This is a genomic window from Nonomuraea sp. NPDC049269, from assembly GCF_043197155.1.
Taxonomy (GTDB): Bacteria; Actinomycetota; Actinomycetes; order Streptosporangiales; family Streptosporangiaceae; genus Nonomuraea.
Genome location: NZ_JBICSO010000004.1, coordinates 736,968 through 760,869 on the forward strand (window position 1 = coordinate 736,968; position 23,902 = coordinate 760,869).

23 protein-coding genes are annotated in these 23,902 nt (G+C 70.6%); 16 read left to right on the plus strand and 7 right to left on the minus strand.

Annotated features, from left to right (window positions below; translation table 11 throughout):
- Positions 1-2 precede the first annotated feature (2 nt).
- The 5 genes from ACGFNP_RS26270 to ACGFNP_RS26290 all read left to right on the plus strand — a co-directional run bounded on the left by ACGFNP_RS26270 (position 3) and on the right by ACGFNP_RS26290 (position 5,570).
- Complete coding sequence (locus ACGFNP_RS26270; protein WP_358330786.1) at positions 3-1,151, plus strand: YcaO-like family protein; 1,149 nt, start codon at positions 3-5, stop codon at positions 1,149-1,151.
- Positions 1,151-2,464 carry a TfuA-like protein gene (locus tag ACGFNP_RS26275; protein WP_393323167.1) on the plus strand — a complete coding sequence of 438 codons (1,314 nt, stop codon included), beginning with the start codon at positions 1,151-1,153 and terminating at the stop codon, positions 2,462-2,464. The genes ACGFNP_RS26270 and ACGFNP_RS26275 overlap by 1 nt, the downstream gene beginning before the upstream one ends.
- A complete protein-coding gene (locus ACGFNP_RS26280) occupies positions 2,461-3,672 on the plus strand; it encodes a cytochrome P450 (protein WP_358330792.1) in 1,212 nt (403 codons plus the stop codon). The genes ACGFNP_RS26275 and ACGFNP_RS26280 overlap by 4 nt, the downstream gene beginning before the upstream one ends.
- Entirely contained in the window at positions 3,669-4,685 is a 1,017-nt protein-coding gene (locus tag ACGFNP_RS26285) for a methyltransferase (protein WP_393323170.1), read from the plus strand. The genes ACGFNP_RS26280 and ACGFNP_RS26285 overlap by 4 nt, the downstream gene beginning before the upstream one ends.
- 177 nt (positions 4,686-4,862) lie before the next feature.
- The gene (locus ACGFNP_RS26290) at positions 4,863-5,570 is read left to right on the plus strand and encodes a response regulator transcription factor (protein ID WP_393323173.1); all 708 of its coding nucleotides are present in this window, start codon (positions 4,863-4,865) and stop codon (positions 5,568-5,570) included.
- Here ACGFNP_RS26290 and ACGFNP_RS26295 read toward each other — a convergent pair.
- The 4 genes from ACGFNP_RS26295 to ACGFNP_RS26310 form a co-directional block, all read right to left on the minus strand.
- Complete coding sequence (locus tag ACGFNP_RS26295) at positions 5,530-6,921, minus strand: NAD(P)/FAD-dependent oxidoreductase (RefSeq protein WP_393323176.1); 1,392 nt, start codon at positions 6,919-6,921, stop codon at positions 5,530-5,532. The genes ACGFNP_RS26290 and ACGFNP_RS26295 overlap by 41 nt on opposite strands.
- Before the next feature lie 7 nt (positions 6,922-6,928).
- The gene (locus ACGFNP_RS26300; protein ID WP_358330804.1) at positions 6,929-7,207 is read right to left on the minus strand and encodes a PqqD family protein; all 279 of its coding nucleotides are present in this window, start codon (positions 7,205-7,207) and stop codon (positions 6,929-6,931) included.
- Between the two features lie 12 nt (positions 7,208-7,219).
- Positions 7,220-8,662, minus strand: a complete 1,443-nt coding sequence (gene stsB / locus ACGFNP_RS26305) for a StsB family radical SAM/SPASM domain sactipeptide maturase (protein ID WP_358330807.1) — start codon at positions 8,660-8,662, stop codon at positions 7,220-7,222.
- A gap of 88 nt (positions 8,663-8,750) precedes the next feature.
- The gene (locus ACGFNP_RS26310) at positions 8,751-9,032 is read right to left on the minus strand and encodes a StsA-related sactipeptide RiPP (RefSeq protein WP_358330810.1); all 282 of its coding nucleotides are present in this window, start codon (positions 9,030-9,032) and stop codon (positions 8,751-8,753) included.
- Positions 9,033-9,212: 180 nt separating this feature from the next.
- Here ACGFNP_RS26310 and ACGFNP_RS26315 point away from each other — a divergent pair, with 180 nt between their 5' ends.
- The 7 genes from ACGFNP_RS26315 (at position 9,213) to ACGFNP_RS26345 (ending at position 17,270) form a co-directional block, all read left to right on the plus strand.
- Positions 9,213-9,413, plus strand: a complete 201-nt coding sequence (locus ACGFNP_RS26315) for an aroma-sacti cluster domain-containing protein (RefSeq protein ID WP_214635615.1) — start codon at positions 9,213-9,215, stop codon at positions 9,411-9,413.
- Entirely contained in the window at positions 9,410-12,427 is a 3,018-nt protein-coding gene (locus ACGFNP_RS26320; protein ID WP_393323181.1) for an AAA family ATPase, read from the plus strand. The genes ACGFNP_RS26315 and ACGFNP_RS26320 overlap by 4 nt, the downstream gene beginning before the upstream one ends.
- Positions 12,424-13,296 carry a S8 family serine peptidase gene (locus ACGFNP_RS26325; RefSeq protein WP_393323184.1) on the plus strand — a complete coding sequence of 291 codons (873 nt, stop codon included), beginning with the start codon at positions 12,424-12,426 and terminating at the stop codon, positions 13,294-13,296. The genes ACGFNP_RS26320 and ACGFNP_RS26325 overlap by 4 nt, the downstream gene beginning before the upstream one ends.
- Positions 13,286-13,906, plus strand: a complete 621-nt coding sequence (locus ACGFNP_RS26330) for a GAF domain-containing protein (protein ID WP_393323187.1) — start codon at positions 13,286-13,288, stop codon at positions 13,904-13,906. Before ACGFNP_RS26325 ends, ACGFNP_RS26330 begins: the two co-directional genes overlap by 11 nt.
- 139 nt (positions 13,907-14,045) lie before the next feature.
- Positions 14,046-14,174 (plus strand): hypothetical protein, encoded by a 129-nt coding sequence (locus ACGFNP_RS26335; protein WP_358330821.1) that lies wholly within the window; start codon positions 14,046-14,048, stop codon positions 14,172-14,174.
- Positions 14,167-16,851: a LuxR C-terminal-related transcriptional regulator gene (locus tag ACGFNP_RS26340; RefSeq protein ID WP_393323190.1), complete on the plus strand. Its 2,685-nt coding sequence runs from the start codon at positions 14,167-14,169 to the stop codon at positions 16,849-16,851. Before ACGFNP_RS26335 ends, ACGFNP_RS26340 begins: the two co-directional genes overlap by 8 nt.
- Before the next feature lie 56 nt (positions 16,852-16,907).
- Entirely contained in the window at positions 16,908-17,270 is a 363-nt protein-coding gene (locus tag ACGFNP_RS26345; protein WP_358330825.1) for a nuclear transport factor 2 family protein, read from the plus strand.
- 32 nt (positions 17,271-17,302) lie between these two features.
- On the opposite strand, the gene ACGFNP_RS26350 is transcribed toward ACGFNP_RS26345, so the two are convergent.
- Together ACGFNP_RS26350 and ACGFNP_RS26355 are read right to left on the minus strand one after the other, a co-directional pair.
- Positions 17,303-17,782, minus strand: a complete 480-nt coding sequence (locus ACGFNP_RS26350; RefSeq protein WP_358330827.1) for a cupin domain-containing protein — start codon at positions 17,780-17,782, stop codon at positions 17,303-17,305.
- 63 nt (positions 17,783-17,845) lie between these two features.
- A complete protein-coding gene (locus ACGFNP_RS26355) occupies positions 17,846-19,237 on the minus strand; it encodes a DHA2 family efflux MFS transporter permease subunit (protein ID WP_358330829.1) in 1,392 nt (463 codons plus the stop codon).
- Between the two features lie 132 nt (positions 19,238-19,369).
- Here ACGFNP_RS26355 and ACGFNP_RS26360 point away from each other — a divergent pair, with 132 nt between their 5' ends.
- From ACGFNP_RS26360 to ACGFNP_RS26370, 3 genes are all read left to right on the plus strand, one after another.
- The gene (locus ACGFNP_RS26360) at positions 19,370-20,860 is read left to right on the plus strand and encodes an AlkA N-terminal domain-containing protein (RefSeq protein ID WP_358330832.1); all 1,491 of its coding nucleotides are present in this window, start codon (positions 19,370-19,372) and stop codon (positions 20,858-20,860) included.
- Complete coding sequence (locus tag ACGFNP_RS26365) at positions 20,857-21,354, plus strand: methylated-DNA--[protein]-cysteine S-methyltransferase (protein WP_358330835.1); 498 nt, start codon at positions 20,857-20,859, stop codon at positions 21,352-21,354. Before ACGFNP_RS26360 ends, ACGFNP_RS26365 begins: the two co-directional genes overlap by 4 nt.
- Positions 21,355-21,553: 199 nt before the next feature.
- Positions 21,554-23,005 (plus strand): MFS transporter, encoded by a 1,452-nt coding sequence (locus ACGFNP_RS26370; RefSeq protein ID WP_393323197.1) that lies wholly within the window; start codon positions 21,554-21,556, stop codon positions 23,003-23,005.
- 63 nt (positions 23,006-23,068) lie between these two features.
- On the opposite strand, the gene ACGFNP_RS26375 is transcribed toward ACGFNP_RS26370, so the two are convergent.
- Positions 23,069-23,203, minus strand: a complete 135-nt coding sequence (locus ACGFNP_RS26375) for a hypothetical protein (RefSeq protein WP_358330841.1) — start codon at positions 23,201-23,203, stop codon at positions 23,069-23,071.
- Between the two features lie 148 nt (positions 23,204-23,351).
- On the opposite strand from ACGFNP_RS26375, the gene ACGFNP_RS26380 reads away from it, so the two are divergent.
- A complete protein-coding gene (locus ACGFNP_RS26380) occupies positions 23,352-23,714 on the plus strand; it encodes a hypothetical protein (protein WP_393323200.1) in 363 nt (120 codons plus the stop codon).
- Positions 23,715-23,902 lie beyond the last annotated feature (188 nt).

Consider the following 23,902-nt stretch of genomic DNA (forward strand, 5'->3'; position numbering starts at 1 on the left):
CGATGCGGACAGACAACTCCTCTCTCTCGTGGCTCCTCTCGCAGTCCGACCAGTCCAAGGTCCGGTTGCCGGGCACGGACCGAGCTCACGACCCGACGGCCACGCGGGAGATGGCCGACCGGGCGGCCCGGATGGTCGGGATCACCAGGGTCGCGGACATCACCCGGCTGGACACCATCGGAATCCCAACATTTCAGGCAATCCGGCCGACTGCCCGGACGCTCGCCGTGTCTCAGGGGAAAGGCATCACCCCCGAGCTGGCGCGGCTGTCCGCGATGATGGAAGCCATTGAGCTCTGGCATGCCGAGCAACCCATGACGCCGGTGACGACGGCGCCTTCTCGCGAGGTCATCGGGCACCTGGGCTATGACGTCCGCGACCTCCCGCTCTCCCCACCGAGCCTGCTGCACGACGGGCTGCCGCTGGACTGGGTCGCCGGCCGGTCGCTGACCGACGGCTCGGAGACGCTGGTTCCCAAGGAATCGGTGGGATTCTCCCTCGTACGGAAGACCGGCTGGAACCCGCCGGTGTTCTTCTCGTCGACGAACGGCCTGGCCAGTGGGAACACGGCGACCGAGGCCGTCCTGCACGCGCTGTACGAGGTGATCGAGAGGGACGCCGTGACCACGGCGATGGCCGCCGGCGACAAGGGGGTCCTCGTCGACCCGGGGACTCTGGGGTCGCCGGTCGTCGACGAGTTGTGCGAGACGATGGCGCGGGCTCGGGTCCGTCTCGAGGTCAGGTCCTTGCCGTCGCCCACCGGGTTGCCGTGCTTCCTGGCCCGGATCTTCTGCGACGACTATCCCCCGGCGTTCATGGGATTCGGCTGCCACCTCGGCTCGGAGATAGCGCTCACCCGTGCCGTCACCGAGGCCGCGCAGGCCAGGCTCGGCTACATCTCAGGCGCGAGAGACGACCTCCACGACCTGGGCACGAGGCGTCGGCCCGCGCCCGCGGCGGGCACCGGCGAGGCGATCGCGAGACTGACGGCGCACCAGAGCCTGGTCGATGATCTGGAGGACGTGGTCAAGCGGGCCGCGGTCGCGTTCTCCGCCGCCCCTGTCGTCATCGATCTGACGAGGGACGAGATCGGCGTCCCCGTGGTCAGAGTGGTGGCGCCGGGAAGCCGCGTCACCCCGGAGGTGTTCTAGTGAGCCGCCAGAAGACGGTCGTCTACGCCGGACCGACGATCTCTCACGACGAGGTCCTCGCCGTGCTTCCGGAGGCGCGGACGCGGCCGCCCGTGGCCCGGGGCGATCTCCTCAGGGAGGAGTGGGGCCGCGACGACACCGCCGTCATCATCGACGGGTACTACCGGGAGCGGCTGTCCGTGGGCCACAAGGAGATTCTCTGGCTGCTCAACGAAGGCGTGAACGTCATCGGCGCGGCGAGCATGGGAGCGTTGCGGGCGGCGGAGCTGAGCCCGTACGGCATGCGTGGCGTCGGGTCCGTCTTCCGCATGTACGCCACCGGCGAGGTCGATGGGGATGACGAGGTGGCGGTCCTGCACGGACCCGCGGAACGGGGATACCCCACCGGCACCGTGGCCATGGTCAACCTCCGCTACGGCTGCCAGGAGGGAGCCAGGACCGGCCTCGTTCCGGCGGCGGCGGGCGAGCGGATCGTCGAAGCGGCCAAGTCCAGGCCCTTCGTCCACCGGACCTGGCCCGAGCTGGAAGAGGCCCTGGGCCCGGCGGCCGGCGACGCGCTGAGCACGCTGGAGCGGATGATCGGGACGGGTGAGTGGGATCTGAAGCGGCTGGACGCGGTGGCGGCCCTGAACGCCGTCGGCGGACACCGAGCCGAAGCGCCCAGCGCGTGGGCGGCCGACGTGGCCCTGACGGGGATCACCCACTACGAGGCGCTGGCCTGGCGGTCGATGCGGGAGTACGCGCCGGGCAGGTGGATGTCCGATCTCGACGTCCTGGACGCGGCGCGGCTGTTCGGCCAGGACTACCCGCGGCTGCACGAGCAGGTTCTGACCGGCCTCCTGACGGACTTCGCCGACGCGCGGGGCCTGAGGCTGGAGGAGTACACGCGGGTCCGGCTCGGGGTCGATGATCGTGCCGACGTACCGCCCAGCCTCGTATCGTGGCTCTCCGAGGCCGAGCGGGCCACCCTGCCGGCCGCCGAGCAACTCCGGCTGGTCATGGTGCGGGTGTGGCCGATCTGGCAGTCGGAGGATTGGCGGCCGATCGTCCTGGAGCGGATCCGCCTGTCGAGCCACTGGCCCGAGTGGTCCGATCTCGTCGCCCGAGCCGATGAGGTCGCGGAACAGACGCGCGGCCGGGTGGTCGTCCCGGCACCGGCGATCTGCGGCAGGATCTTCTCCCGCCACTGGAACGGGCCCGGAACGTCGGCGGAGGTCGAGCTGGCGCGGCGCGGGTTTCTCGGCATGGCGGATCTTGGACAGACCGTCAGCAGGTTCTTCGCGCTGGATGTGCGGAAGGCCAAGGAGGGATGAGCGCGACCGGGCTTGAGCAGTCGTTCGACCCGACCGCCGCGGAGCATCGCCGCGACCCGCACCCGCTCTTCCACCGCATGCGCGAGCGGGCGCCGGTCTACCGCCATGCGAGCTCGGGGTCCTGGTTTCTGACCCGGCACGCCGACGTACAGCGCGCCCTCCATGACCCGGGCCTGGGGCGTCAACTCGACCGGCTGCCCGACGAGCTCGCCGCCTATCACCGCCGGCGGCAGAACGACCCACTGGCGATGGTGCGGCGGAACATGTTCAACCTCGATCCGCCCGACCACACCCGGCTGCGGCGGCTGATGGCGCCCGCGTTCGGCCCCCGGACGGTGGCGGAGCTCGAGCGGCGCGTTCATCAGGTCGTCGGCGAGCTGGTCGACGGCATGGCGGCCGCCGGCGACGGCGTCGACCTGATCGAGGCGCTGGCGCTGCCGCTGCCGATCCTGATCGTCGCCGAGCTGGTCGGCTTCCCGATCGACGACCGGGCCCGGCTCCGCGGGTGGAGCGACGACATGCTGCGCAGCCGGGACGCGGCACTGGTGCGCCGCGCCGGAATCGGGTTCGTCGCCTACGTCAACGAGAAGCTCGACGAGCGGCGGGCCCACCCGGGTGCGGACCTGCTGTCCCGGCTCGTCCGGTCGACGGAGCTCAGCCACGCCGAGCTGGTGTCCAGCGTGTTCCAGTTACTGCTGGCCGGAGACGAGACGACGGTCAACCTCATCGGCAACGGAGTGCTGGAACTCCTGCGCCACCCCGCCCAGCTCGAACGCCTGCGCGCCCGGCCCCGGCTGATCGACTCCGCGGTGGAGGAGGTGCTGCGGTTCAACGGCCCGGTCGGGCACTCCCGGCCACTGTTCGCGCTGGCCGACCTGGACCTCGGGGAATCCGTGATCCCCCGAGGTGACATCGTCGTGCCGGTGCTGCTGGCCGCCAACCGCGACCCGGCGGTGTTCCACCAGCCGGATGTCTTCGACATCGGCCGCACCCCGAACCGGCACCTGGGCTTCGGCCACGGAATCCACTTCTGCCTTGGTGCGGCACTGGCCCGGCTGCAGGCCCGGGCGGCCATCGGCGCGCTGGTGCGCCGCTTCCCCGGCCTGGCCCTGGCCGTCGACCCCGCCGACCTGGAATGGACGCCGGACCTGTTCCTGCATGGTGTACGCCGCCTGCCGCTGCTGCTGGGGAAGGGTGCCAGCCTATGATCAAGGGCTACGGAGAGCTGTCCCGGATGGCGTTCGGCTACGCCACCTCGCAGATCCTGTACACGGCCGTCCGCTTGGGCGTTCCCGACGCCCTCGCCGCCGGGGCCGTGCCGGTCGACGAGCTGGCGCGCTCCATCGGGGCCGACCCGCGGGCGCTGGAGCGGCTGTCGCGGGCACTGGTGGTCCTGGGGGTGGTCGATGAGGTGGCGCCGGGACACCTCGCGCTGGCCGCGCTGGGTCAGCCGCTGCGTGCCGACCATCCATGGTCGATGCGCTCCAGCGTGCTGCTGCTCGGCGACCCCGCGACCTGGCAGGCGTGGGGGGCGTTGACCCACAGCGTGCGCACGGGTGAGGCCGCCTTCGATCACGTGCATGACCAGCCGCTCTTCGACTACCTCGCCGGCCATCACGATCTTTCGAGGATCTTCAACACGGCCATGCGCGAGGGCACCGAGCGCGTCGCGCTCGAAGCCGCCAAGGCCTACGACTTCACCGGTGCCCGCACCGTCGTCGACATCGGGGGCGGCAACGGCACGCTGCTCGCCGCGATACTGGCGGCCACGCCCGGCGCCCGCGGCATCCTGTACGACACCGCCGACGGCGTGGCAGCCGCCGCCGGGACGTTCCAGAAGGCGGAGCTCTCCGATCGGTGTTCCGTCGAGGTGGGCGACTTCTTCGAGGCCGTGCCCGAAGGCGATCTCATGCTGTTGAAAGGTGTCCTGCACGATTGGGACAACCAGCGGTGCACCGCGCTGCTGCGAAACTGCCGCGCTTCGATCGCGACGGGCGGGCGCCTGCTGATTCTGGAACCGGTGCTGCCGTCCAGGCTCGACACGCCGGAGGCGGCCGGCGTCGTCATGAGCGACATCGCCATGCTCGTCTACACCGGTGGCTGGGAACGCGGCAGAGCCGACTTCCACGGCCTGCTCGCGGCCGGTGGGTTCGCCCTGGCCGACGTCACGCCGCCGCTGCGGGGTTCGGCGATCCGGATCCTTGTCGCGGATCCGTCCTGAGTGCCGATTCCGCGGTCGCCTTTCCGACAACCGCGGCCACAGGCAGTCATGGGTACCTCTCACATGCGGGTGGCGGGCTTGAGTAACCCCGCTGCTCTGGCTGTCCCCAGGGCGGACGCGCATAGTGTGCCGGAAGAGCAACCGCGCTCAAACTCGGGTGGTCAGGTGGCACAACCGATGGAGTCCACCCCCGCCGGCGAGCCCATGCCCGCTCTGCGGGTCGTCGTGGGCGAGCCGGACCGGATGGTGCGCGCCCAGCTCAGGAGCGTGCTCCACATGGGCAACGGCATCTACGTGGTAGGCGAGGCCGGCGCCGCCGACCGGCTGGGCGATCTGGTCGTCCGGCATCGGCCGAGGGTGGCGGTCGTGAACGCGGCGCTGCGGCAGGCGGACGGCGTGGCATTCACCCGTGTCGTCGCGGCGCAGGCGAGGAACCGGATGCGCGTGGTGGTGGTCTCAGAAGCGCTGGACGAGGAGCTGCTCGGGCGCGCCTTACTCGGGGGCGCGGGCGGTTTCGTGCACCGGGCGTCGCTGTTCGAGGAGATCGTGCCCGCGATCCGGCTGGTCGCCGCCGGGCACACCTTCATCTCCAGCGCGATGATCACGCGGCTACGTGATCGCATCGCCGCGGTGAGCATCGGGGTCGATCACCGGCTCGCCGAACTCACCCGCCGCGAGGCCGAGGTGCTGGTTCTCGTCGCGGCCGGCCTGTCGAACGCCGGCATCGCCGAGAAGCTCGGCATCGGCACCGGAACGGTCCGTTCGCACCTGGCGCGTATCCTCACCAAGCTCTCGGCGGTGAACCGGGCGCACGCGGTCGGCATCGCGTACGAATCCGGCTTCATCACCGTCGGCTCAGCGCACCTCCGGCGCGGACACGGGTAGCCGAATTCCACCATTCGTACAGCGCGGGGTGCTGCTTGACGGCCTCCTCCGTGGTGAGAAGGGGATCCGGCTCCCCCGTCAGCGCCCGGACCACCGCCGAGGCGTCTTTCGGGGCCCGCGTGGACGTCAAGGTCTGCGCACCGAAGAATTCGGCGGCGAGCTGCGGGCTGCTCAGCAAAGCCCGCGTCCTGCGGGTGAGAATCTCGCGCTCGAACGCGGTCGCCTCCCGCCCGGCCGATCCCCGGTCCTGCGCGACCGCCATCCGCCATGACGTATCCGCCTCCGCCCCCATGGCCGCCTGCAGCTCGGGGCGGGCGGACGGGCCGATCCCGCGCCGCGTCAGCTCCCTGTCCAGCCTGAGCGCGCTCAGCGCGGCGACCGACATCCCGTGCGAGTGGACGGGGTTCACCGCGACGACCGCGTCGCCGATCGCGACGAAGCCGGCGGGCAGGCGTACGCGTTCGAAGAACCTTCGCCGGTTCGACGTGTCGCGGTACGGCCGGATGCCGCCGAGCGGCGTGGCCGCCGCCATGAGCTCCGCCACGATCGGGTCGCGCAGCGAGCGCGCGAAGTCCGCGAAGCCCCGCTCGTCCACGGGCGGTTCGCCGCCCCGGGTGCCGGTCAGGGTGACGATCCACCGGTCGTCCTCGATCGGGAACAACGTCGCCCCCTGGCCGGGCCGCCCGCTCGCCGGACGCGGGTGGATCATGATGGCCGGAGTGTCGCCGGCGAGTTCGGGGGGCGCCTGATAGACCCGGGTGGAGTAGGCCAACCCGGAGGAGACGGTCACCTCCTCGATCTCCGCCACGCCGAGCTCGGCCAGCCACCGTGGCGCCTTCGATCTCCGCCCTGTCGCGTCGACGACCAGATCCGCCTCGATGGTCTCCGGCGGAGCGCCCTCGCGCCTGACCGCGACCCCGGTGACCCGGCTCGCGTCTCCCACCAGCCCGAGCGCCTGCGTGCCCGGCCAGGTCGAGACGGCGCCCAGCGCCCGCTGCCGCACCACCTGGTCCAGGAGTCCCCGGCTGCATGAGATGAGGTACGCCTCGGTGTCCAGCCGCCGGAACCAGCCGGCCGCGGCGAGGATCAGCGCGTCGCCGGGAAGGCCCCGGCGATGCGCGCCGCGGGCGAAGAGCGCCTCAAGGGTCCCGGGAAGCAGCTCCTGCAGCGCCCGCGCGCCACCGGCCACGAGGACGTGGCTGTGACGCGACTGGGGCAGCCCCCGCCGAGCACGGGGATCGGCCGGATAATGATCGTTCTCGATCACGATCACGTCGTCCGCGTGCCTGGCGAGCACGGCGGCGGCCAGCACACCCGCGAAGCCCCCGCCGAGGACGACCGCTCTGGTCATGCAGGCCTCACGCCGGACGCTCTTCGATCAGACCCTGTTCGATCATGCTGCCGAGGAACTCCTGTACGTCCTTCAGGATGCGGATGCTCACCGCGACGTTGTCCCCGGCGAACTCGTGCGACAGCTTCGAGACGATCGGCTCCCGCTCCCCGTCGCTCGCGACGAGCGTCCATATCCGGGAGCCTGTCTCGTTCAAGGTGTGGAAAGCCCCGGTCTCGGCGTGGTAGAGCGAGATGCCCCCCGAGGTCTCCTGCCATATCACAGCGTCACTGATCTGGAGCGACACACTCCACCTCCTCTATACCGGTGTTATGGGAAGCAGCTCGCCGACCTTGACAGCGGCGGCCGAGGGGAGAACGTAGGTCTTCCAGTCGTCGAAGACCGGATGGATGTCGTCGTTGACGAGCAGGCGGGGCGTCTGCATCCCGGCGTCCGCGGCGAGCTCCGCGGGATCGACGCCGGACTCCAGCCAGAGCTGCGTGACGATACCGTGCCGCAGGATCCTGCACTGATGGCGGCTGTTCCGCCGCAGGTCCTTGGACTCGGCCATGTGAGCGGCGCGGCAGCCCCCGCCGCAGGACGACTTGATGTAGCACTTCGCGCAGTCGGCGTGGAAGTCGCCGCCGAACACGGAGCTGGTCCGCATGTCGTACAGGACCGGGCTGCCGAAGATCTCCGCCAGGGATTGCCGTCGCACGTTGCCCGCGAGGTGCGAGCGTCCCGTGACGAGCTTGCACGGGTAGACGTCGCCCAGCGAGTTGATGTAGATCTCGTTCCCGCCCATCCCGCAGTTGGCCTTCACGGCGCACAGCTGCAGCGTCTTGGGCCCGTCCGGCAGCAGCTTGCCGGCGACGGGTGAGGTCCAGGTGAGCTGCTGGATCCTCAGATGGTCCTCCCAGCCGAAGTCGTACTCGTCGCTCTCGCCCCGGCCCAGGTTGTTGTGGTACATCAGCCGGATGCTGTCGACCTCGATGCCCTCCATGAACGAGGCGAAGTCCTCGAGCTCGTCGACGTTCTCCGAGGTGACGATATGGTTGATCATCGGCGTTACGCCCACGTCGTTGAGCAGCCGCAGGGCTCGGTGGGTCTTGGCGAAGGAGCCTTCGCCCCGTGTGCGGTCGTGCGTTTCGGCCGTGCCGCCGTCGACGCTCACCGTGACCGCGTTGAACAGCTCGGCGAACCGCCGCGCCATCGCGGGCGTCCTGATCATGGTGGCGTTGGTGATGATGTTCGACCTCAAGCCGCTCCGATTGGCATGCTCCACGATCTGGAACAGGTCTTTTCTGAGCATGGGCTCGCCGCCGGTGAAGACCAGGGTCGAGGCGCCGATATCGGCGATCTGAGAGACCAGGCCGAGCGACTCCTCGGTGTTGAGCTCACCCGGCAGGCACTTCTCCGAGGACGCGTAGCAGTAGGGGCAGCGAAGGTTGCACCCGTCGGTGATGGCGTAGTAGGCCATGCGGAGCGGCGGCTCTTTCAGCGTGATCCGCGGACGGTTCCCGTTGTAGTAGACGACCCACGCCAGAATGAGCTTGGCGAGGGCCCGATCGGTCTCATCGGTCTCTTCGAGCCGAGCGTAGGGTCGGGCCAAGGTCTGCAGGACGCCGAACTCACGCGAATCGAGGACACACCGACCGCCGGAATGCGGGTTGACGACCAGGTAGGACCCATCGTGCATGAAATAGGTGAGGTCTTCTGGTACGTCGAACAGCGAGTGGTTCCGGGCCAGCTTCCCAGACATCCATTTCCCTTCACGCTCTCTGCGGCAGGCGCGACCCCGGCCCTGTCCGGCGACATGCCACCGGGACCGCACCCGTGAGCCGTCGGATTTAGGTGGCCGGCTTGGACGGCCCGCCGGACCCGGACCCGGACCAGGCTCCGCACAGGCACGACGCCTCGGCCTCGCCCTCGTTGTGCACCTCGACCTCGGGCCGCTCCCACTGCCCACCCGCCATCACCAGCGGCAGTGCGGTGGGAAGCTTGCCCTTGAGCGAGATGAGCAGGTCGGTTTCCTCTTTGGTCAGGGTGGCGAACGCCGCCTCGACTTCCGCGGCGATCGGGTCGTTCAGGACGCCGGCTTCACGCAGAGCTTCCTTCGGATCGAAGGCCATGCCCTCACCTCTCCGTCTTGGGGGGATGCGTTGCAGGTCGAGTATCGGCTGGCGATGCGGAGGTGACACAACCCCACAAACGTGGGCTCACCGCCTTTCACCTGGCAGAGCTACGACCACACGAATGTGGGTGTCCGGAGCTCTTGCGATCGCCGATGAGCCGTTTCAGGCTTGTGGTTCATGAACGGAACCGGATCGGGCGGGTTCGACGCACTGGCCACGCTGCGGGCGGCCGGGCACCCCATCGACCTGCTCGATGAGCGGCAGCGAAGGGTGTTCGCCGAGCTCACGGCGACCGAGGTCGCCGTACTGAACTCGATCAAGAAGCGTCTGGACGACCACGCCGGCGAGGTGGAAGGACAGGAGCTCAAGCTCGTATGAGCGACAGGGACCCGCGACCCACCCGTCGTCACGTCGTGGTCCTGTTCATCGACATCGTCGGGTCGACGGAGCTCGCCGAGCGTCTCGACCCCGAACTGCTCCTGCGGATCCTCGATCGCTACTACGCCGCCTGCAGGACAGAGATCTTCGAGCACGGCGGCGCGGTGGAGAAGTACATAGGCGACGCGATCATGGCGGTGTTCGGCGTCCCGGCCGGCCGGGAGGACGACGCGCTCCGGGCGGTCCTCGCCGCGGACGCGGCGATGTCGGCCGTGCGCCGGCTCAGTGCCGAGATAGCCCCCACCCACGGAGTCCGGCTGGACGCCCACTGCGGCATCGCCTTCGGAGAGGTGATGGTCGCCGACGGATCCGGCTCGAACGTGCGGGTGATCGGTGACGCGGTCAACACCGCGAGCCGGCTGCAGTCCGCGGCGGGAGCCGGCGAGATCCTCCTGGGGGACGACGTGGCCCGCCTGGTCAGGCAGCACGCGCTGCTGGACGGCGTCCCCCCGCTCACGCTTAAGGGCAAGAGAGATCCGGTACGGGCGTGGCGGCTCATCGCCGTGGAGCCCGATCGCGGCGGGCCGGAGACCGACACGATCCCGTTGATCGGCCGGACCGAGGAGCTGCACCAGCTGACGCGCTTCCATGACCGCGCCGCACGCGACCGGCAGTGCTGCATGGCGACTCTGCTCGGCGTTCCGGGCATCGGCAAGTCCCGGCTCGTCAGGGAGTTCCTGACAAACCTGCCCGAGGACGTGACCGTGCTCACCGGCCGGTGCCCGTCCTACGGCATCGGCGCCACGTACCGGCCCATCACGGAGATGCTCGAGGCACTCAACGGTGAGTGGCCCGCCATCGCCGAGGCCGTGGGCACGGAAGGCGCGCGGGCGTTGCGCGGGCTGGCGGGCCTCGGTGACGCGGACTACGAGGACACTCCCGGGGTCGCGGAGATCGCGCAGGCCGTACGGTCGCTCTTCGAGGTTCTCGCGCGGGACCGGCCGCTGGTGGTGGTGCTGGACAACCTGCAGTGGGCCGAGCCGACCCTGCTCGACCTGATCGAGGACTGCGCGGCGTGGCTCGCCGACGTGCCCGTGCTCCTCGTCTGCGTCGCCCGGCCCGAGCTCTACGAGGCCCGCCCCTCCTGGGGCGGAGGCATGACCTGCGCCATGTCGCTGGAGCTCGGCCCGATGAGCCCGCCGCACATGACCCGGCTCGTCGCCGAGCTCCGCGCCGAGCGGTCGGACGTCGTCGCCCACGACGACGACGGCACGTATCAGCGGGTGATCCACGGTTCGGACGGCAACCCGCTCTTCGCCGAGCTGATGCTGGAGACCCTCGCCGAGGGCGCCGTCGCCCTCCCGCCCACCATCCAGGCGCTGCTCGGGGCCCGGCTGGATCGGCTGGGCGCGGCGGAGCGCCACCTGCTCGAGCGGGCCGCGACCATCGGGCAGTCCTTCACAGTGGAGCAGTTGGAGGCCCTCTTCGACGGCGAGCCTCCCATGACGGCGACTCCGCTGCGGCGGTTACAGCGCGACCGCCTGATCCGGCGCGGTGCGCTCCCGGGATCGTACGAGTTCACCCAGACCCTCACCCGGGAGAGCGTGTACGCGCTGACGAGCAAGGAGGTACGCGCGGACTGGCACCGAAGGCTGGCCGACTGGTTCGGCGACCGGTCCGCCGGAGCCTCGGACGAGGCTCCCTTCGCCGGATCGGCATCCGGAGACGTCAGCCGGCACCTGCTGGCGGCCTGCCGCCTCACCCGGCAGGTACGCCCCGGCGATCCGCTGCTGCCCGAGCTGACCGACCGGGCCGCGGACCGGCTCATCAGGGACGGCGGTCAGGCGTTGCACCGCAGAGACCTGCCCGCCGCGATCGCGCTGCTGGAGCAGGGACGGGAGATGCTGCCCCCGGGCAGGGACGAGCATCGATCGCTGGCCGTTCGCATCAGCGACGCGGAGCTGGGACGGGGGGAGGCCGTCGCGGCGGCCGCGGCCCTGGACCGCGCGGAAGAACTGCTGCCGGAAGACCCGCGCAACCGGCTCACCTGTGTGATCCAGCGGGAGATCCTCGCCCTCCGCTCGGGCGCCCGCGCGCCGGACCTTGAGTCCCTGCGCGGGCGGCTGGCGCTCGACCCCCGGGACGACCTGAGCTGGTGCCGGTTCCACCAGCTCCAAGCCCTGATCCACATCGAGGACGGCCGTTTCGGCGCCGCCGACCGCGCGCTTCGTGACGGGCTCGAGCGGGCCCGGCCGATGGGCGACCGCTACGAGGAGGACCGGCTGCTCGGCGGGCTGTGCGAGCTGGTGCAATGGTCCTCCACCCCCGTGCGGGAAGGGCTCGCGCTCTGCGCCGGTCTGCTGGCCCGGTTCGCCGGCGACCGCGCCCTGCTGGTGCCGGTGCTCGTCACCAGGGCCCGCCTGCTCGCGCTCTCCGGCGACCTCGGCGGCGCCCGTGAGGCGCTCGACACGGCCGGCCACTACGCGGCGGATCTGCACCTCGGCCTCTCGGCGATCGCGGTCGTCCAGGTGCGGGGGCTGGTGGAATCCCTGGACGGGAACCACGAGGCCGCGAGGGACCTGTTCGGGCGGGCCGCCGCCGCGCTCCGTACGGCGGGGCACGGGGCGTCCGCCGCCACCCTGGAGGTCTACGCGGCGCGTGAGACCCTCCGGCGGGGAGACGTCCGGCAGGCGGCGGAGGAGCTGGCGCGGAGCGAAGCGGGGGTGCCTCAGCTCCGCGGCGAGCTCACGGCCATCGCCATGAGAGGCACGATCGCATCGTTCGACGGTGCGCACACGGACGCGATGAGCGCCGCGGAACGCGCGACCGCGCTGCTCGAATCGACCGATGACCCTTGTCTTCAAGGGGACATCCTTGTGGAGATCGCCCGGATCCAGCGGGCCGCCGGACGCGACCCGGCCGAAGCCGCCCGGCGCGCGCTCGACGCGTACCTGAGCAAGGGCGCGAGCCTGCCGGCGGCGCGAGTCCGTGACTGGATGAAGGGACTGTCATGAGCACGCCGCCCTGGCGCCGGGCCCAGCGGGCGCACTTCCCCGGGGTGCCCGCGTGGGGGCTGGCCACCACCCGGCAGGCCCCGGAGTCCTTCCAGATCAGCCCGCTGGCGGAGGTGACCAGAGAGTGGGCATGGGGCGGGTCCGACGGCACCGGGGTACGCGTGTGCGTCGTCGATACGGGCGTGGCGGGAGATCATCCCAAGATCGGCGGCCTTGAGCGGTCGGTCGAGGTCGTCCGCGGGGACGAGGGCAGGCTGACCGTCGCCGAGTGCGCCCCCGCCGACCCCGCGGGGCACGGCACGGCCTGCGCCGGAGTGATCAGGTCGGTCGCCCCCGGGGCGGCGATCACCTCCGTCCGCGCGCTCACCGACGGGAAGTCCGGCACTGGCGACGCCCTCGTGACCGGGCTGCGCTGGGCCATCGACGAGGGGTTCGACCTGGTCAACCTCAGTCTCTCCAGCACGAAGTCGGCCCTGCGGGAAGCCCTGCACGAGCTCGCCGACCGCGCGTACTTCCGGCGTTGCCTCCTGGTCGCCGCGGCGCACAACATGCCGGTGCTCAGCTTCCCGTGGACGTTCTCCTCGGTCGTCTCGGTGGCCAGCCACGACGAGGCGGACTCGATGACGTACTACTACAACCCGGCGCCACCCGCGGAGTTCCTCGCGCGCGGGGTCAGGGTGCCGGTCGCCTGGCCCGGCGGCCGGGAGGTCCGCAGCACCGGCAACAGCTTCGCGGCACCGCACATCACCGGCATCTGCGCGCTCATCCTGAGCAAGCACCCGTGGCTGACGCCGTTCCAGCTCAAGACGGTCCTCTACCTGACCGCGGACAACACCACGACGCAGAACGGAGAGGCCCATGTCCTCTGACTTCGCCGACTCTCCCGGCTCCCTCGACGGCACCGAACACCGGCTGCTGCAGTCCATCGTCGAGGTGGCCCGCCACATGTTCGGGGCCGCCGCCGCGTCCATCTTCCTCGTGGATCCGGACACCGGTGACCTGGTCTTCGAAGCCGTGTCGGGCGCGGGCGAGAAAGAGCTGGTCGGGAGCCACTTTCCAGCGGGAACCGGGATCGCCGGCTGGGTCGCGGCGAGCGGGCAGCCGATGGTCGCGGACGACGTGTCGGCCGTGACGCAGTTCGCCCAGGACGCCGCGGAATCCACCGGTTACGTGCCCCGGACCATCATGGCCGCACCGCTCATCCGGTTCGAGGAATGCGTGGGCGTCCTGGAGGTGCTGGATCGCACGGCCTCCCGCAGCGATCTGGACGACGTGGAGCTCCTGGGCCTGTTCGCCACGCAGGCCGCCTGCGCCCTGGAACTCCTGCTCCGCGTACGACAGAGCGATGGCCGGGAGCCGGACGGCGACCCGCACGTGCTCCTGCGGCGGATCGGCGAGCGACTGCGGGGGAAGACCCCGTCGTCGGAGGCGGCGGCCGTACGCCTGCTCGCCATCGCCGACGATCTTCTCGCACCGTAGGTCGCCGCACCTTCCAGGATTGACCCTGACGCCACCCCCTTGATAGGCCTCAAGCGGGGGCCGTTGGCGTGGTTGGACGCCGCCACGTCACCTTCCGGCCACGCCTGTTTGAAGGGCGTCAAAGGGGAGAACCCTTCACATGGAGAAGATCAAGGACCTGCTTGAGTTTCAGGTGGAGGGACGCGGCACGAGGATCGCCGCTCGGCTCATCTCCGGTCAGGGCACGACGTCGCAGTGTGACGACATCCGGAAGGGACGACATGGCTGACAGCCATTCGCACGACGCACGCCCCGGGAACTTGTGGCCACTCGTCGGGCGCGCCGCGGCGCTGCGCACGGTCATGGAAGCGGCGACGCAGGCGGACGTCGGCGGTGTGATGATCGTGGGACCACCGGGTGTGGGCAGGACGCGCCTGGCCAAGGAGGCGGTCACCCGGCTGGCCGCGGCTGGCCACCCGACGGCCTGGGCGACCGGGACCCGTGCCGCCGCGGCGATCCCCTTGGGCTCGTTGCTGCACCTCGCGGATGTCGCGGGCCCCGTCACGGGGCATATCTTCGGCCAGCTCGTGGAACGGTTCAGCGCTCCCACCGGAAAGCGGCCCGTGTTCGTCGTGGACGACACCCATCTGCTCGACAACGTCTCGGCCGCGCTCGTGTACCAGCTCGCCGTGCACACCAGGACCTTCGTGCTGCTCACGGGACGGCAGGGGCAGACGGCGCCCGACGTGATGACCGCCTTGTGGAAGGAAGGGGTGGCACGCCGCGTCGAGCTGCGGCCGCTGAGCGACAGCGAGATGGACACGCTGCTCGAACGCGGCCTGGGCGGTCCGCTGGACGCCGTCACGCGGCACACGTTCCGTCGCCTGTCCGCCGGCAACCCGCTCGTCCTGCGGGAGCTCGCGCAGTCCGCCCTGGAGGGATCGGCGCTGCTGCGGACCGACGGCCTCTGGCACCTGGGCGGTCACCTGCGGATCACCGGCCGGCTCGGTGATCTGATCGAGGCGCAGATGCAGGTCGATGATCCGGCCGTGCTGGCCGTACTCGAGGTGCTCGCCTGCAAGGAGCCGCTCGGCCAGCCCGTGCTCGAGGACCTCACCGGGCACTCCGCCGTGGTGCAGGCCGAACGGCAGGGGCTGGTGATGGTCGAACCCTCCGGAGCGCGACACCAGACGCGACTCGCGATACCCGCGTACGGGGAGGTCATCCGCGCGCGCATGCCACGCGCCCAGGCGCACGCGATCTGGGCCCGGCTGGCCGAGTCCCTTGCCGCGTCGCCGCGCCGTCGCGCGGACGACCCACTCGACCTGGTCATGTGGCGGCTCACCGCGGGCCTCGACTCCTCCGGGCAGGAACTGCTGGCCGCCGCGGAACGCGCCGCCGAACGGTTGGAGCTCGAGGTCGCCGAGCGGCTGGCGACCGCGTCCGGTGCCGCTGATGGCGGGGTGGACGCGAACCTGACCCTGGCCGAGGTGATGGCGCTGCAGGGCCGCTTCGCCGACGCGGCCGACGTGCTCCCGGCGCCAGAGGAATGCGACAACGACGAACGCGCCGACCGGCGCGCGATACTCAGGGAGAAGATCGAATACTGGCAGTACGAAACCGCACCGGCTCAGGGGAACCCGACCGGCGAGCGGGCGGCGGAGGCGGTGCGAGCCTGGACGATGCTGATCGAGGGACACGTCGCGGGATCCCTCTCCATCGGTACGGCGCTGCTCACCCGGCCAGGACCGCCGCTGCCGGCGGAGGCGACGGCACGGGCGGCCACGGCGGTCGTGATCGCCGCGGGTCTCATGGGAGACATCCGCCTCATTGAACGCGCGAGCGCCACCGGTCTGGAGGTCGCCTCGGCGCACCGGATCGCCTCGCCGTGGACCCAGGCCCAGGTCGGCGCCGCCAGATGCCTCGCCCTCCTGCTGGCAGGCGCTCTCACCACCGCGGCCAAGGCCGTGGAGCTCGCGTATCGAGAAGCCGTCGAGACGCAGCTGGCGGCACCCATGGTCGGCGTGTGGGCGATCGTGCGTGGCCTGGTGGCGAAGGCTCAGGGACGGGTGAAGCCGGCACAGCAGGCGCTGCGCGAGGCGGTCGTGTTACTCAGCGAGCACGACCCGCTGCGATTACGGGGCGTCTACCTGGCCGAGCTGGCGGGCGCGCACGCGATGGCAGGAGACACCGTCCAGGCGGATGCGTGGCTCAGCCGAATGGACGGCTGCCCACCACCACGGGGTGCGCTCTTCGACGCCTGGATCGAGCGCGACCGCGCCTGGGTCGCCGCCGCGGCGCTCGATCTCTCCAGCGCCGCCGGCCACGCCCTCAGGGCCGCGAAGACCGCGGGCAAGGCCGGAGCGCCGATGCTCGAGGCCCTGGCGTTGTTCGACGCCGCGCGATTCGGCGCCGCGAACGAGGTGTGCGACAGGCTGCACCAGGTCGCCAGGGACACCGCCGCACCCGCGACGGCGGCCTTCGCCACGATGGCCACCGCGCTCGCCACGGACGACGCCCACCTGCTAGGAGAGGCGGCCGAGCGGCTGCATCGCCTCGGCCATCTGCTGCCCGCCGCGGAGGCGGCCGCGACGGCCCATCGGCTGCATGCCGGGGCGCGTCGGCGTACGGCGGCCAAGGCCGCGCTCGTGTTCGCTCGTGAGCTGCTGACCGAGTGCGACGGCGCCCGCACGCCGCTGACGGAGCTGACGGGGAGCGAGGTGTCGTTGACTCCTCGGGAGCTGCAGGTGGCGAAACTGACCGCGGCGGGATTGCCCAGTCGCGCCGTCGCCGACCGCCTCGGCCTCTCGCTCCGAACCGTCAACAACCATCTGGGCCGGGTGTACGCCAAGCTCGGGGTGTCCGGGCGCGACGCCCTCGCGCAGGTGCTGGGCCAGCCGGATGGCGAGGAGCCCCACGCTCAGGAGCTCCTCCGGGGTGATGCCTGCCGAATGCGGCCCAACTAGCCGCATTACATGGCATGTAATCGACACCACCCCTCGGCCGGTGTCAGCGTTCTCTCATGACGAACAGCAAAGAACTGATCATGTCCGGCTTCGCGGAGTTCGCCGCCGGCAACATCGAGGTCCTTGAGACTCTCCTGCGAGAGGACTTCGTCGAGCACAGCCCGGGCAACCCGTCCGGCAGACGCGCCTTCATCGACTTCATCAAGAACTCTCCCCTGGCCAGCTCGCGCCTTGAGCTCAAGCGGGTCGTCGCGGAGGGCGATCTCGTGGTGATGCACTATCACCTGATCCCGCGAGAGGGCGGGCGCGGGCTGGCGGTCGCGGACTTCTGGCGGCTCGAGGGCGGCCTGATCGCCGAGCACTGGGACGTCGTCCAGCCGGTCCCCGAGCCGGAGGAGGTGCCACACGGCATGTTCTGACGGGTTCGCGACGGTACCTCGTTGGTACCAGGTCACAGCCAGTACGTGTCGTGTTCGCGGAAGAACTCCGCCCTCTCTTCCTCGCTCTTGCCCGCCAGGGTGAGCAGCCCTTCGAAGTATCCCTCTCGTGGCGCGCCCGGCGCGAAGTGCAGCAGCATCGACGCCGGCGCGCCCGATTCGTTACGGAACGCGTGTACGCCACCCTCCGGGACGTGCACGAAGTCGCCCGGCGTCGTGTCGATCCAGCGCCGCCCGTCGTAGATGCGCACGCTGCCGGACAGGATGTAGAACGACTCAGAGATCGACCGGTGGAAGTGCGCCGCGGGACCGCTGGGCTCCGGTCCCATTTCCCAGCGGTACATCCCGAACTGTCCGTTGGTCGACGCACCGGTCGCCAAGTAGTGCACCGTGTTGCCGCTCGGATAGGTCAGCTCCGGCACCGCATCCGGGCGCCGGTATGTCGCGCTCAGCTCGCCGGCGTCACCGTCGTAGGTCGGCGGTGGATAGGTCATGGCTGTCCTGCCTTCGCGTCTCGGATCTTCATCAAGTACCGGACAAGTTACCCTGGTCCTTGATCAGCCTCCTGTTCCCGAAGTGGTCGCGAGGGTGAGGCGGGTGCCGACCGCCGCGGCGGCGAGACTGGCAACGGCGCAGACGAGGTAGACGCGGGTGAAGTCGGACACGCCATCGGCGGGAGTGTGTCCGGCGAACAGGGCCACCAGAACGGCGACGCCAAGCGCGCCTCCCACCTGGCGAGCCGCGATGTTCAAGCCGGTGCCCGCGGCGAAGCTCGGCGGCGGCACCGACAGGGCCGCCGCGCTGGAGACACCGACGCTCACAGCGCCCATCCCCGCACCGCTGATCAGACCCGCCGGTAGCCAGACGCCGAGGAAGTCCGGCTCCGCGGGCAGCCACAGCGCGAGCGCCCCGCTGGTGGCGGCGAGCGCGAGCGCCCCGATCACCGTCAGGGTCCGCGGCGATGGCCGGCGCGCGATGCGGCCGACGACGAGTCCCACGAGGGCCGACGCGATGGCGCCCGGGGTCATGGCCAGACCTGCCTGAAGCTCGGAGTAGTGCCACACCTCGGTAAGGAACAGCACGCACAGCAGCAGCGACGCGTACAGTGCGACGCCGAAGAGCACCGAGACGACGTTCGCGCCGGCATAGGCGCGGACGCGCCAGAGGGTGATCTGGACCGCCGGCTCAGCATGCCGCGAGGAGCGGACGAGTGAGACGCCGACTGCCGTCACGGCGCCCAGGAGGCACGCCAGAGTCCGGCCGTGCGTCCATCCCCAGCTCTGACCCTGGGTGACCCCGAGTACCAGAAGGGCGACCCCGCCGGTCAGCAGCATGGTGCCGATGACGTCGGGCAGACGCTTACGGGTGGTCACACCCGCGGGCATGCGCAGGGCGAGCAACCAGAGGGCGACCCCTGCGGGAACGTTGACGAAGAAGAGCGAGCGCCAGCCGAAGGCGTCCACGAGCACTCCCCCGAGCGCCGGTCCCAGGGCCGCCGCGACCGAGGCGGCGGCGCTCCAGAGGCCGATCGCGCTCGCGCGCCGCGCCACCGGGGTGTCGGCCAGCACGAACGCCAGCGACGCGGGCATCAGCGCCGCCGCCCCCACGGCCTGCGCTCCGCGCGCCACCAGCAACAGCCCGAACGTCGGCGCGAGCGCCGCCAGCAGTGACGCGACCGTGAACACCGCGACCCCCACGGCGTACAGGCGGCGGCGCCCGAGCGCATCGGCCATCCGCCCGGCCGGGGCCAGCAAAGCGGCAAAAATGATCGTATAGAGGGTTACCACCCATGACAGTGACGTCAGCTCGACTCCGCCGAAGTCGACCGCCAAGGCGGGCACCGCGAGGTTGGTGATCGTCACATCGAGGAACGCCAGGAAGGAACCTCCGCAGGCCAGCAACAGAGGGAGCCTGATAAAGGGTTCCGCCTTGGAACGAGAGATGCTCATGGCAAGCAGTCCAGCAGCGGGCGGTCATCGTGGTCTGGCAGGTTTGCGACGACACCGCCGCGCTGGACCGACATCATGGTCATGTCGGATTTCCGCCAGCCCCGATGGTCTGCCCCAGGCGATGCTGGCAGGGTGCATGACGACGTGGAGCAGTGCATTCGGGCGGTCCGATCCAAGGACGCCCGGTTCGACGGCTGGTTCTTCGGGGCGGTGATCACCACCGGGATCTACTGCAGACCGAGCTGCCCGGTGGTGCCGCCCAAGGTGGAGAACATGCGCTTCTATCCCAGCGCCGCCGCGGCGCAGCAGGCCGGGTTCCGGGCGTGCAAGCGCTGCCGTCCCGACGCCAGCCCGGGCTCCCCCGAGTGGAACCAACGCGCCGATGTGGTGGCGCGGACGATGCGCATGATCGCTGACGGCGTCGTCGACCGCGACGGCGTGCCCGGCCTGGCGGCACAGCTCGGCTACAGCACCCGGCAGATCGAACGGCAACTGCTCGCCGAGCTCGGAGCGGGACCGCTCGCACTCGCGCGGGCGCAGCGGGCCCAGACCGCCCGGCTGCTGATCGAGACCACGGCCCTGCCGATGGGCGACGTCGCCTTCGCGGCCGGGTTCGCCAGCATCCGCACGTTCAACGAGACCGTGCGGGAGGTCTTCGCCCTGACGCCGACCCAGCTCCGGGATCGCGTCGCCCGTGGACGCCCGGCCGACACCCCCGGGGTGCTGTCGCTGCGGCTGCCGTTCCGGGCTCCGCTGTGCCCCGGCAACCTGTTCGGCCACCTCGCGGCCACCGCCGTACCAGGGGTGGAGGAGTGGCGCGACGGCGCTTATCGCCGTACCCTGCGGCTGCCCCACGGCCAGGGCATCGCCACCCTGCGCCCGCAACCCGACCACATCGCCTGTCAGCTGTCCCTCACCGACCTGCGGGACCTGTCCACCGCGATCAGCCGGTGCCGGCGTCTCCTCGATCTCGACGCCGACCCGGTCGCCGTCGACGATCTGCTGCGCGGGGACCCGGTGCTGGCTCCCGTCGTGGACAAGGACCCCGGCCGCCGGGTGCCCCGTACCGTCGACGCGTTCGAGTTCGCGGTACGGGCGGTGCTCGGGCAGCAGGTGTCCACCGCGGCCGCCCGTACCCACGCCGCCCGGCTGGTCACCGCCCACGGTGAGCCGATCACCGACCCCGCCGGAGGCCTCACCCACCTGTTCCCCGATCCGTTCGCGCTGGCCGGCCTGGACCCGGCGGCGCTCGCCCTCCCCCAGGCCCGCCGCACCACGCTCACCGGGCTGATCACCGCTCTGGCCGCCAACGAGATCGACCTCAGCGTCGGAGGCGACTGGCACCGGGCGCGGGCACAGCTCTCGGCCTTGCCGGGACTCGGGCCCTGGACCGTCGAGACCATCGCGATGCGCGCCCTCGGCGACCCGGACGCCTTCGTCCCCACGGATCTCGGCATCCGCGTGGCCGCCCGCGAACTCGGGCTACCCGCCACCCCCGCCGCGCTCACCCGCCGCGCCGCGGCGTGGCGGCCATGGCGCGCGTACGCCGTTCAGTACCTGTGGGCCACCGGCGACCACCCCATCAATCACCTGCCCACCGACTCGCGAAAGAACACACCATGACCCACAGGACGCACACGGTGGTGGACAGCCCTGTCGGCCCGCTCACCCTCGTCGCGGACAACGGAACCCTCGCCGGCCTCTTTATGCGAGGCCAGCGACACCGACCTCCGGAGGAGACCTTCGGCGAACCCGACCCGGCACCCTTCACCGAAGTCGCCAACCAGTTGCAGGCGTACTTCGACGGCCGGCGAACGGTCTTCGAGCTGCCCATGGTCTTCGCCGGAACCCCATTCCAGCAACGGGTCTGGGCCGCACTGCGGGACATCCCCTACGGCGAGACGATCACCTACGGTGAGCTGGCCGACCGGATCGGCCAGCCGACAGCGGCCCGTGCCGTGGGCCTGGCCAACGGCAAGAACCCGATCGGCATCATCGTTCCCTGCCACCGCGTCATCGGCTCCACCGGCAACCTCACCGGGTACGGCGGCGGCCTGGCGACGAAGCAGTATCTCCTCGGCTTCGAGGAAGGCGTCAGCGGGGCCTCCCTCTTTTGAACCGGTCGGCACCGGGCGGGGAACGCGACATGCCCGCCCGCCTGACCTCGCTGTCCCGTCGCCGCACCCGAATCTGCTGGTCGCGAGGCGGTGGTGCAACCGCCTCCCGCTCGCCGGTGTTCCTCTCCTGTCGGCTCGATCGCACGCCGACGGCCGGCCGTGAGGTCGGACGCGACAGTCACCGGACGAGAGGGAAGCAATGACCGAACTCGATGCCATCACCGGGGCGCGGGACAGGCCCGCCGACGATCGGATGACGTCCCGGCACCGTCTGATCCTGAGCCTTCTGCTCGGTGCCCAGTTCATGCTCGCGGTCGATTTTTCGGTCCTCAACATCGCCGTGCCCACCATCGGATCCGAGCTCGGCTTCGGGCTGAGCAACCTGCAGTGGATCGTCACCGGATTCATGCTGCCGGCAGCGGGCTTCACGCTGCTGTTCGGCCGCGTCGCCGATCTCTTCGGCCGGCGCAACCTCTTCCTGGTGGGCATACTCGTCCTCGGCGTGACGTCGCTGGTCGGCGGCCTCGCCCAGTCACCGAGCATGCTCCTGGCGGGCCGCATCGGACAAGGGCTCGCCACCGCGCTGGCGACGCCCGCCGCGATGTCGCTGCTGACCACGTCGTTCCCCGAAGGCCCGCTACGCCGACGCGCCCTCGGGCTCAACGGAACCCTGCTCACGGGTGGCTTCGCGCTGGGCTCGGTGCTCGGCGGCGTCCTGACCGAACTGCTGAGCTGGCGCTGGGCATTTCTGATCAACCTGCCGGTCGTCGTCCTCATCCTCGCTCTCGGGTCGCGCGTTCTGAGCGACACCAGCGTCCGGACCCGCAGCCGGCTCGATGTTCCCGGCGCGGTCACGGTCACCGGCGCTCTGCTGAGCCTGGTCTACGGCATCTCCGCGACCGAGCAGAGCGGCTGGGGCGACCCCGCCGTCATCGGCTGCCTGGTTCTGGCCGTGGTGCTGATGGTGGCCTTCTGGTTCATCGAACTGCGCAGCTCCAACCCGCTGGCGCCGGTCAGCGTGCTCAAACGGCCCACCGTGCGCTGGGGCAACTGCGCCGGGCTCTTCGTCATCAGCATGCCCAGTGCGGTGGTCTTCCAGATGACGCTCTATCTCCAGGACGTACTCGGCTACAAACCGCTCACCGCGGGCCTCGCGTTCGGCGGATCCAGCATCGCGGCCATCGTGGGCGGCCTCCTCGCTCCTCGCGTGATCGGCGCGATCGGCAGCAAGCGGACCCTCGTCACCGCCCTGACGGTTCAGGGCCTCGGCATCCTGGCGCTGCTCACCGTGGACGAGGGCGACGCCGGAATCTACCTCGTCCTCACCGCCGTCGCGGTCGCCTTCTTCGGTCACGCCATGGGCCTCGTCTCCTACACGGTCATCGCCACCTCCAGCCTGCCCGACGAAGAGCAGGGTCTGGCCACCGGCCTGAGCACGATGAGCCAGCAGATCGCCCTCACCCTCGGTACTCCGGTGCTGGCCGCCGTCGCGGCCTTCGGCACCCACACGGCCAACGGCGTGGCGGCGACCATCGGCGACACCCTCGACGGCATGCACCGGGCAGTGCTCGCAGCCGCGCTCGCGAGCCTCGTGATCGCGGCCCTGGTGGCCGCCTTCTTCCGTCCCGAAGCCGCGGCCCGCACCAAATGAACCCGCCCCTCCGACCCATCCCCGCCGGCGATTCCCGTCCCGGCGCGCCGCCTGCGGACGGCCTCAGGGCGCGCGTTGGGTGATGGCGTGTACGGCCGGGCGGAGTACGTGGCATCGCGAGTTCGGACCTCCCACCGCGTCGTCGGCTCCACCGCCGACCTCACCGGGTACGGCGCTCAGCTTCGAAAGAGGCGCCATCGGAGCCTCCCTCTTTTGAACCGAGGGCCATCGGTTGCGCGGAACCGCGACAACAGCGGGCGCGGATACTGGGGCAGAGCACTTGTTCGATGGGTGCGGTAGCCCGTGATCAACACTGCCAGATGGAGTTGCGACGGTGTCTCGCGGGATGAACTTCGAGATCATCGAGAGCCTTGGCGGCGAGACGGCCATCGGTCGTGGCGTTGACCCTCTGGGAGATGGCTTCGAGCCTGAGACGCAGGCGTTGGCGTTCCCGGCGCTCCTCGATGTCGGCCCATTCCGATACCGACCGATCTCGAGGATCCGCTCTGGCCCAGGAGTAGACGTCGACCTTGTGCCGGAGGGACACCGGGCGTGGCCGGTGACCGGCCCGCTGTGCCTGGTGCAGGCACGCGGCACTGTAACGGAGATCAACTATCGTTACCGATCGCCATGGGATCCCCCTCAGGCCACCCCCGTCGAGAATCGGACGATCGATGTGATGGGCGGTGCGGGACATGAGGCTCCCTGAGTAGCACCGCCAGGTATTTCCTGGCGCGCTACTTGAAGCCGGTCGGTCCCGTTGATCGCTGTTGATTCACGGCCGGACCATAGCATCGCGCGGCGAGGCAGGCGCTCGAGTCCCGTCGGGCAATGCCAGCCCACCGAATAGGAGGGGGCCCGGAACGATGTCCGGGCCCCCTCCTCAAGCAGGCACCA

What these genes read in the sequence shown, in the direction of transcription:
- ACGFNP_RS26350 (WP_358330827.1), bottom strand. Translation starts at nt 17,782, where the DNA reads ATGACCTATCCACCGCCGACCTACGACGGTGACGCCGGCGAGCTGAGC.
- ACGFNP_RS26355 (WP_358330829.1), bottom strand. Translation starts at nt 19,237, where the DNA reads ATGAGCATCTCTCGTTCCAAGGCGGAACCCTTTATCAGGCTCCCTCTG.
- ACGFNP_RS26320 (WP_393323181.1), top strand. Translation starts at nt 9,410, where the DNA reads ATGAGCGACAGGGACCCGCGACCCACCCGTCGTCACGTCGTGGTCCTG.
- ACGFNP_RS26370 (WP_393323197.1), top strand. Translation starts at nt 21,554, where the DNA reads ATGACCGAACTCGATGCCATCACCGGGGCGCGGGACAGGCCCGCCGAC.
- ACGFNP_RS26345 (WP_358330825.1), top strand. Translation starts at nt 16,908, where the DNA reads ATGACGAACAGCAAAGAACTGATCATGTCCGGCTTCGCGGAGTTCGCC.
- ACGFNP_RS26325 (WP_393323184.1), top strand. Translation starts at nt 12,424, where the DNA reads ATGAGCACGCCGCCCTGGCGCCGGGCCCAGCGGGCGCACTTCCCCGGG.
- ACGFNP_RS26335 (WP_358330821.1), top strand. Translation starts at nt 14,046, where the DNA reads ATGGAGAAGATCAAGGACCTGCTTGAGTTTCAGGTGGAGGGACGCGGC.
- ACGFNP_RS26285 (WP_393323170.1), top strand. Translation starts at nt 3,669, where the DNA reads ATGATCAAGGGCTACGGAGAGCTGTCCCGGATGGCGTTCGGCTACGCC.
- ACGFNP_RS26375 (WP_358330841.1), bottom strand. Translation starts at nt 23,203, where the DNA reads ATGGCGCCTCTTTCGAAGCTGAGCGCCGTACCCGGTGAGGTCGGCGGT.
- ACGFNP_RS26295 (WP_393323176.1), bottom strand. Translation starts at nt 6,921, where the DNA reads ATGACCAGAGCGGTCGTCCTCGGCGGGGGCTTCGCGGGTGTGCTGGCC.
- ACGFNP_RS26315 (WP_214635615.1), top strand. Translation starts at nt 9,213, where the DNA reads ATGAACGGAACCGGATCGGGCGGGTTCGACGCACTGGCCACGCTGCGG.
- ACGFNP_RS26365 (WP_358330835.1), top strand. Translation starts at nt 20,857, where the DNA reads ATGACCCACAGGACGCACACGGTGGTGGACAGCCCTGTCGGCCCGCTC.
- ACGFNP_RS26330 (WP_393323187.1), top strand. Translation starts at nt 13,286, where the DNA reads ATGTCCTCTGACTTCGCCGACTCTCCCGGCTCCCTCGACGGCACCGAA.
- ACGFNP_RS26310 (WP_358330810.1), bottom strand. Translation starts at nt 9,032, where the DNA reads ATGGCCTTCGATCCGAAGGAAGCTCTGCGTGAAGCCGGCGTCCTGAAC.
- ACGFNP_RS26290 (WP_393323173.1), top strand. Translation starts at nt 4,863, where the DNA reads ATGGAGTCCACCCCCGCCGGCGAGCCCATGCCCGCTCTGCGGGTCGTC.
- stsB (WP_358330807.1), bottom strand. Translation starts at nt 8,662, where the DNA reads ATGTCTGGGAAGCTGGCCCGGAACCACTCGCTGTTCGACGTACCAGAA.
- ACGFNP_RS26280 (WP_358330792.1), top strand. Translation starts at nt 2,461, where the DNA reads ATGAGCGCGACCGGGCTTGAGCAGTCGTTCGACCCGACCGCCGCGGAG.
- ACGFNP_RS26380 (WP_393323200.1), top strand. Translation starts at nt 23,352, where the DNA reads ATGAACTTCGAGATCATCGAGAGCCTTGGCGGCGAGACGGCCATCGGT.
- ACGFNP_RS26270 (WP_358330786.1), top strand. Translation starts at nt 3, where the DNA reads ATGCGGACAGACAACTCCTCTCTCTCGTGGCTCCTCTCGCAGTCCGAC.
- ACGFNP_RS26340 (WP_393323190.1), top strand. Translation starts at nt 14,167, where the DNA reads ATGGCTGACAGCCATTCGCACGACGCACGCCCCGGGAACTTGTGGCCA.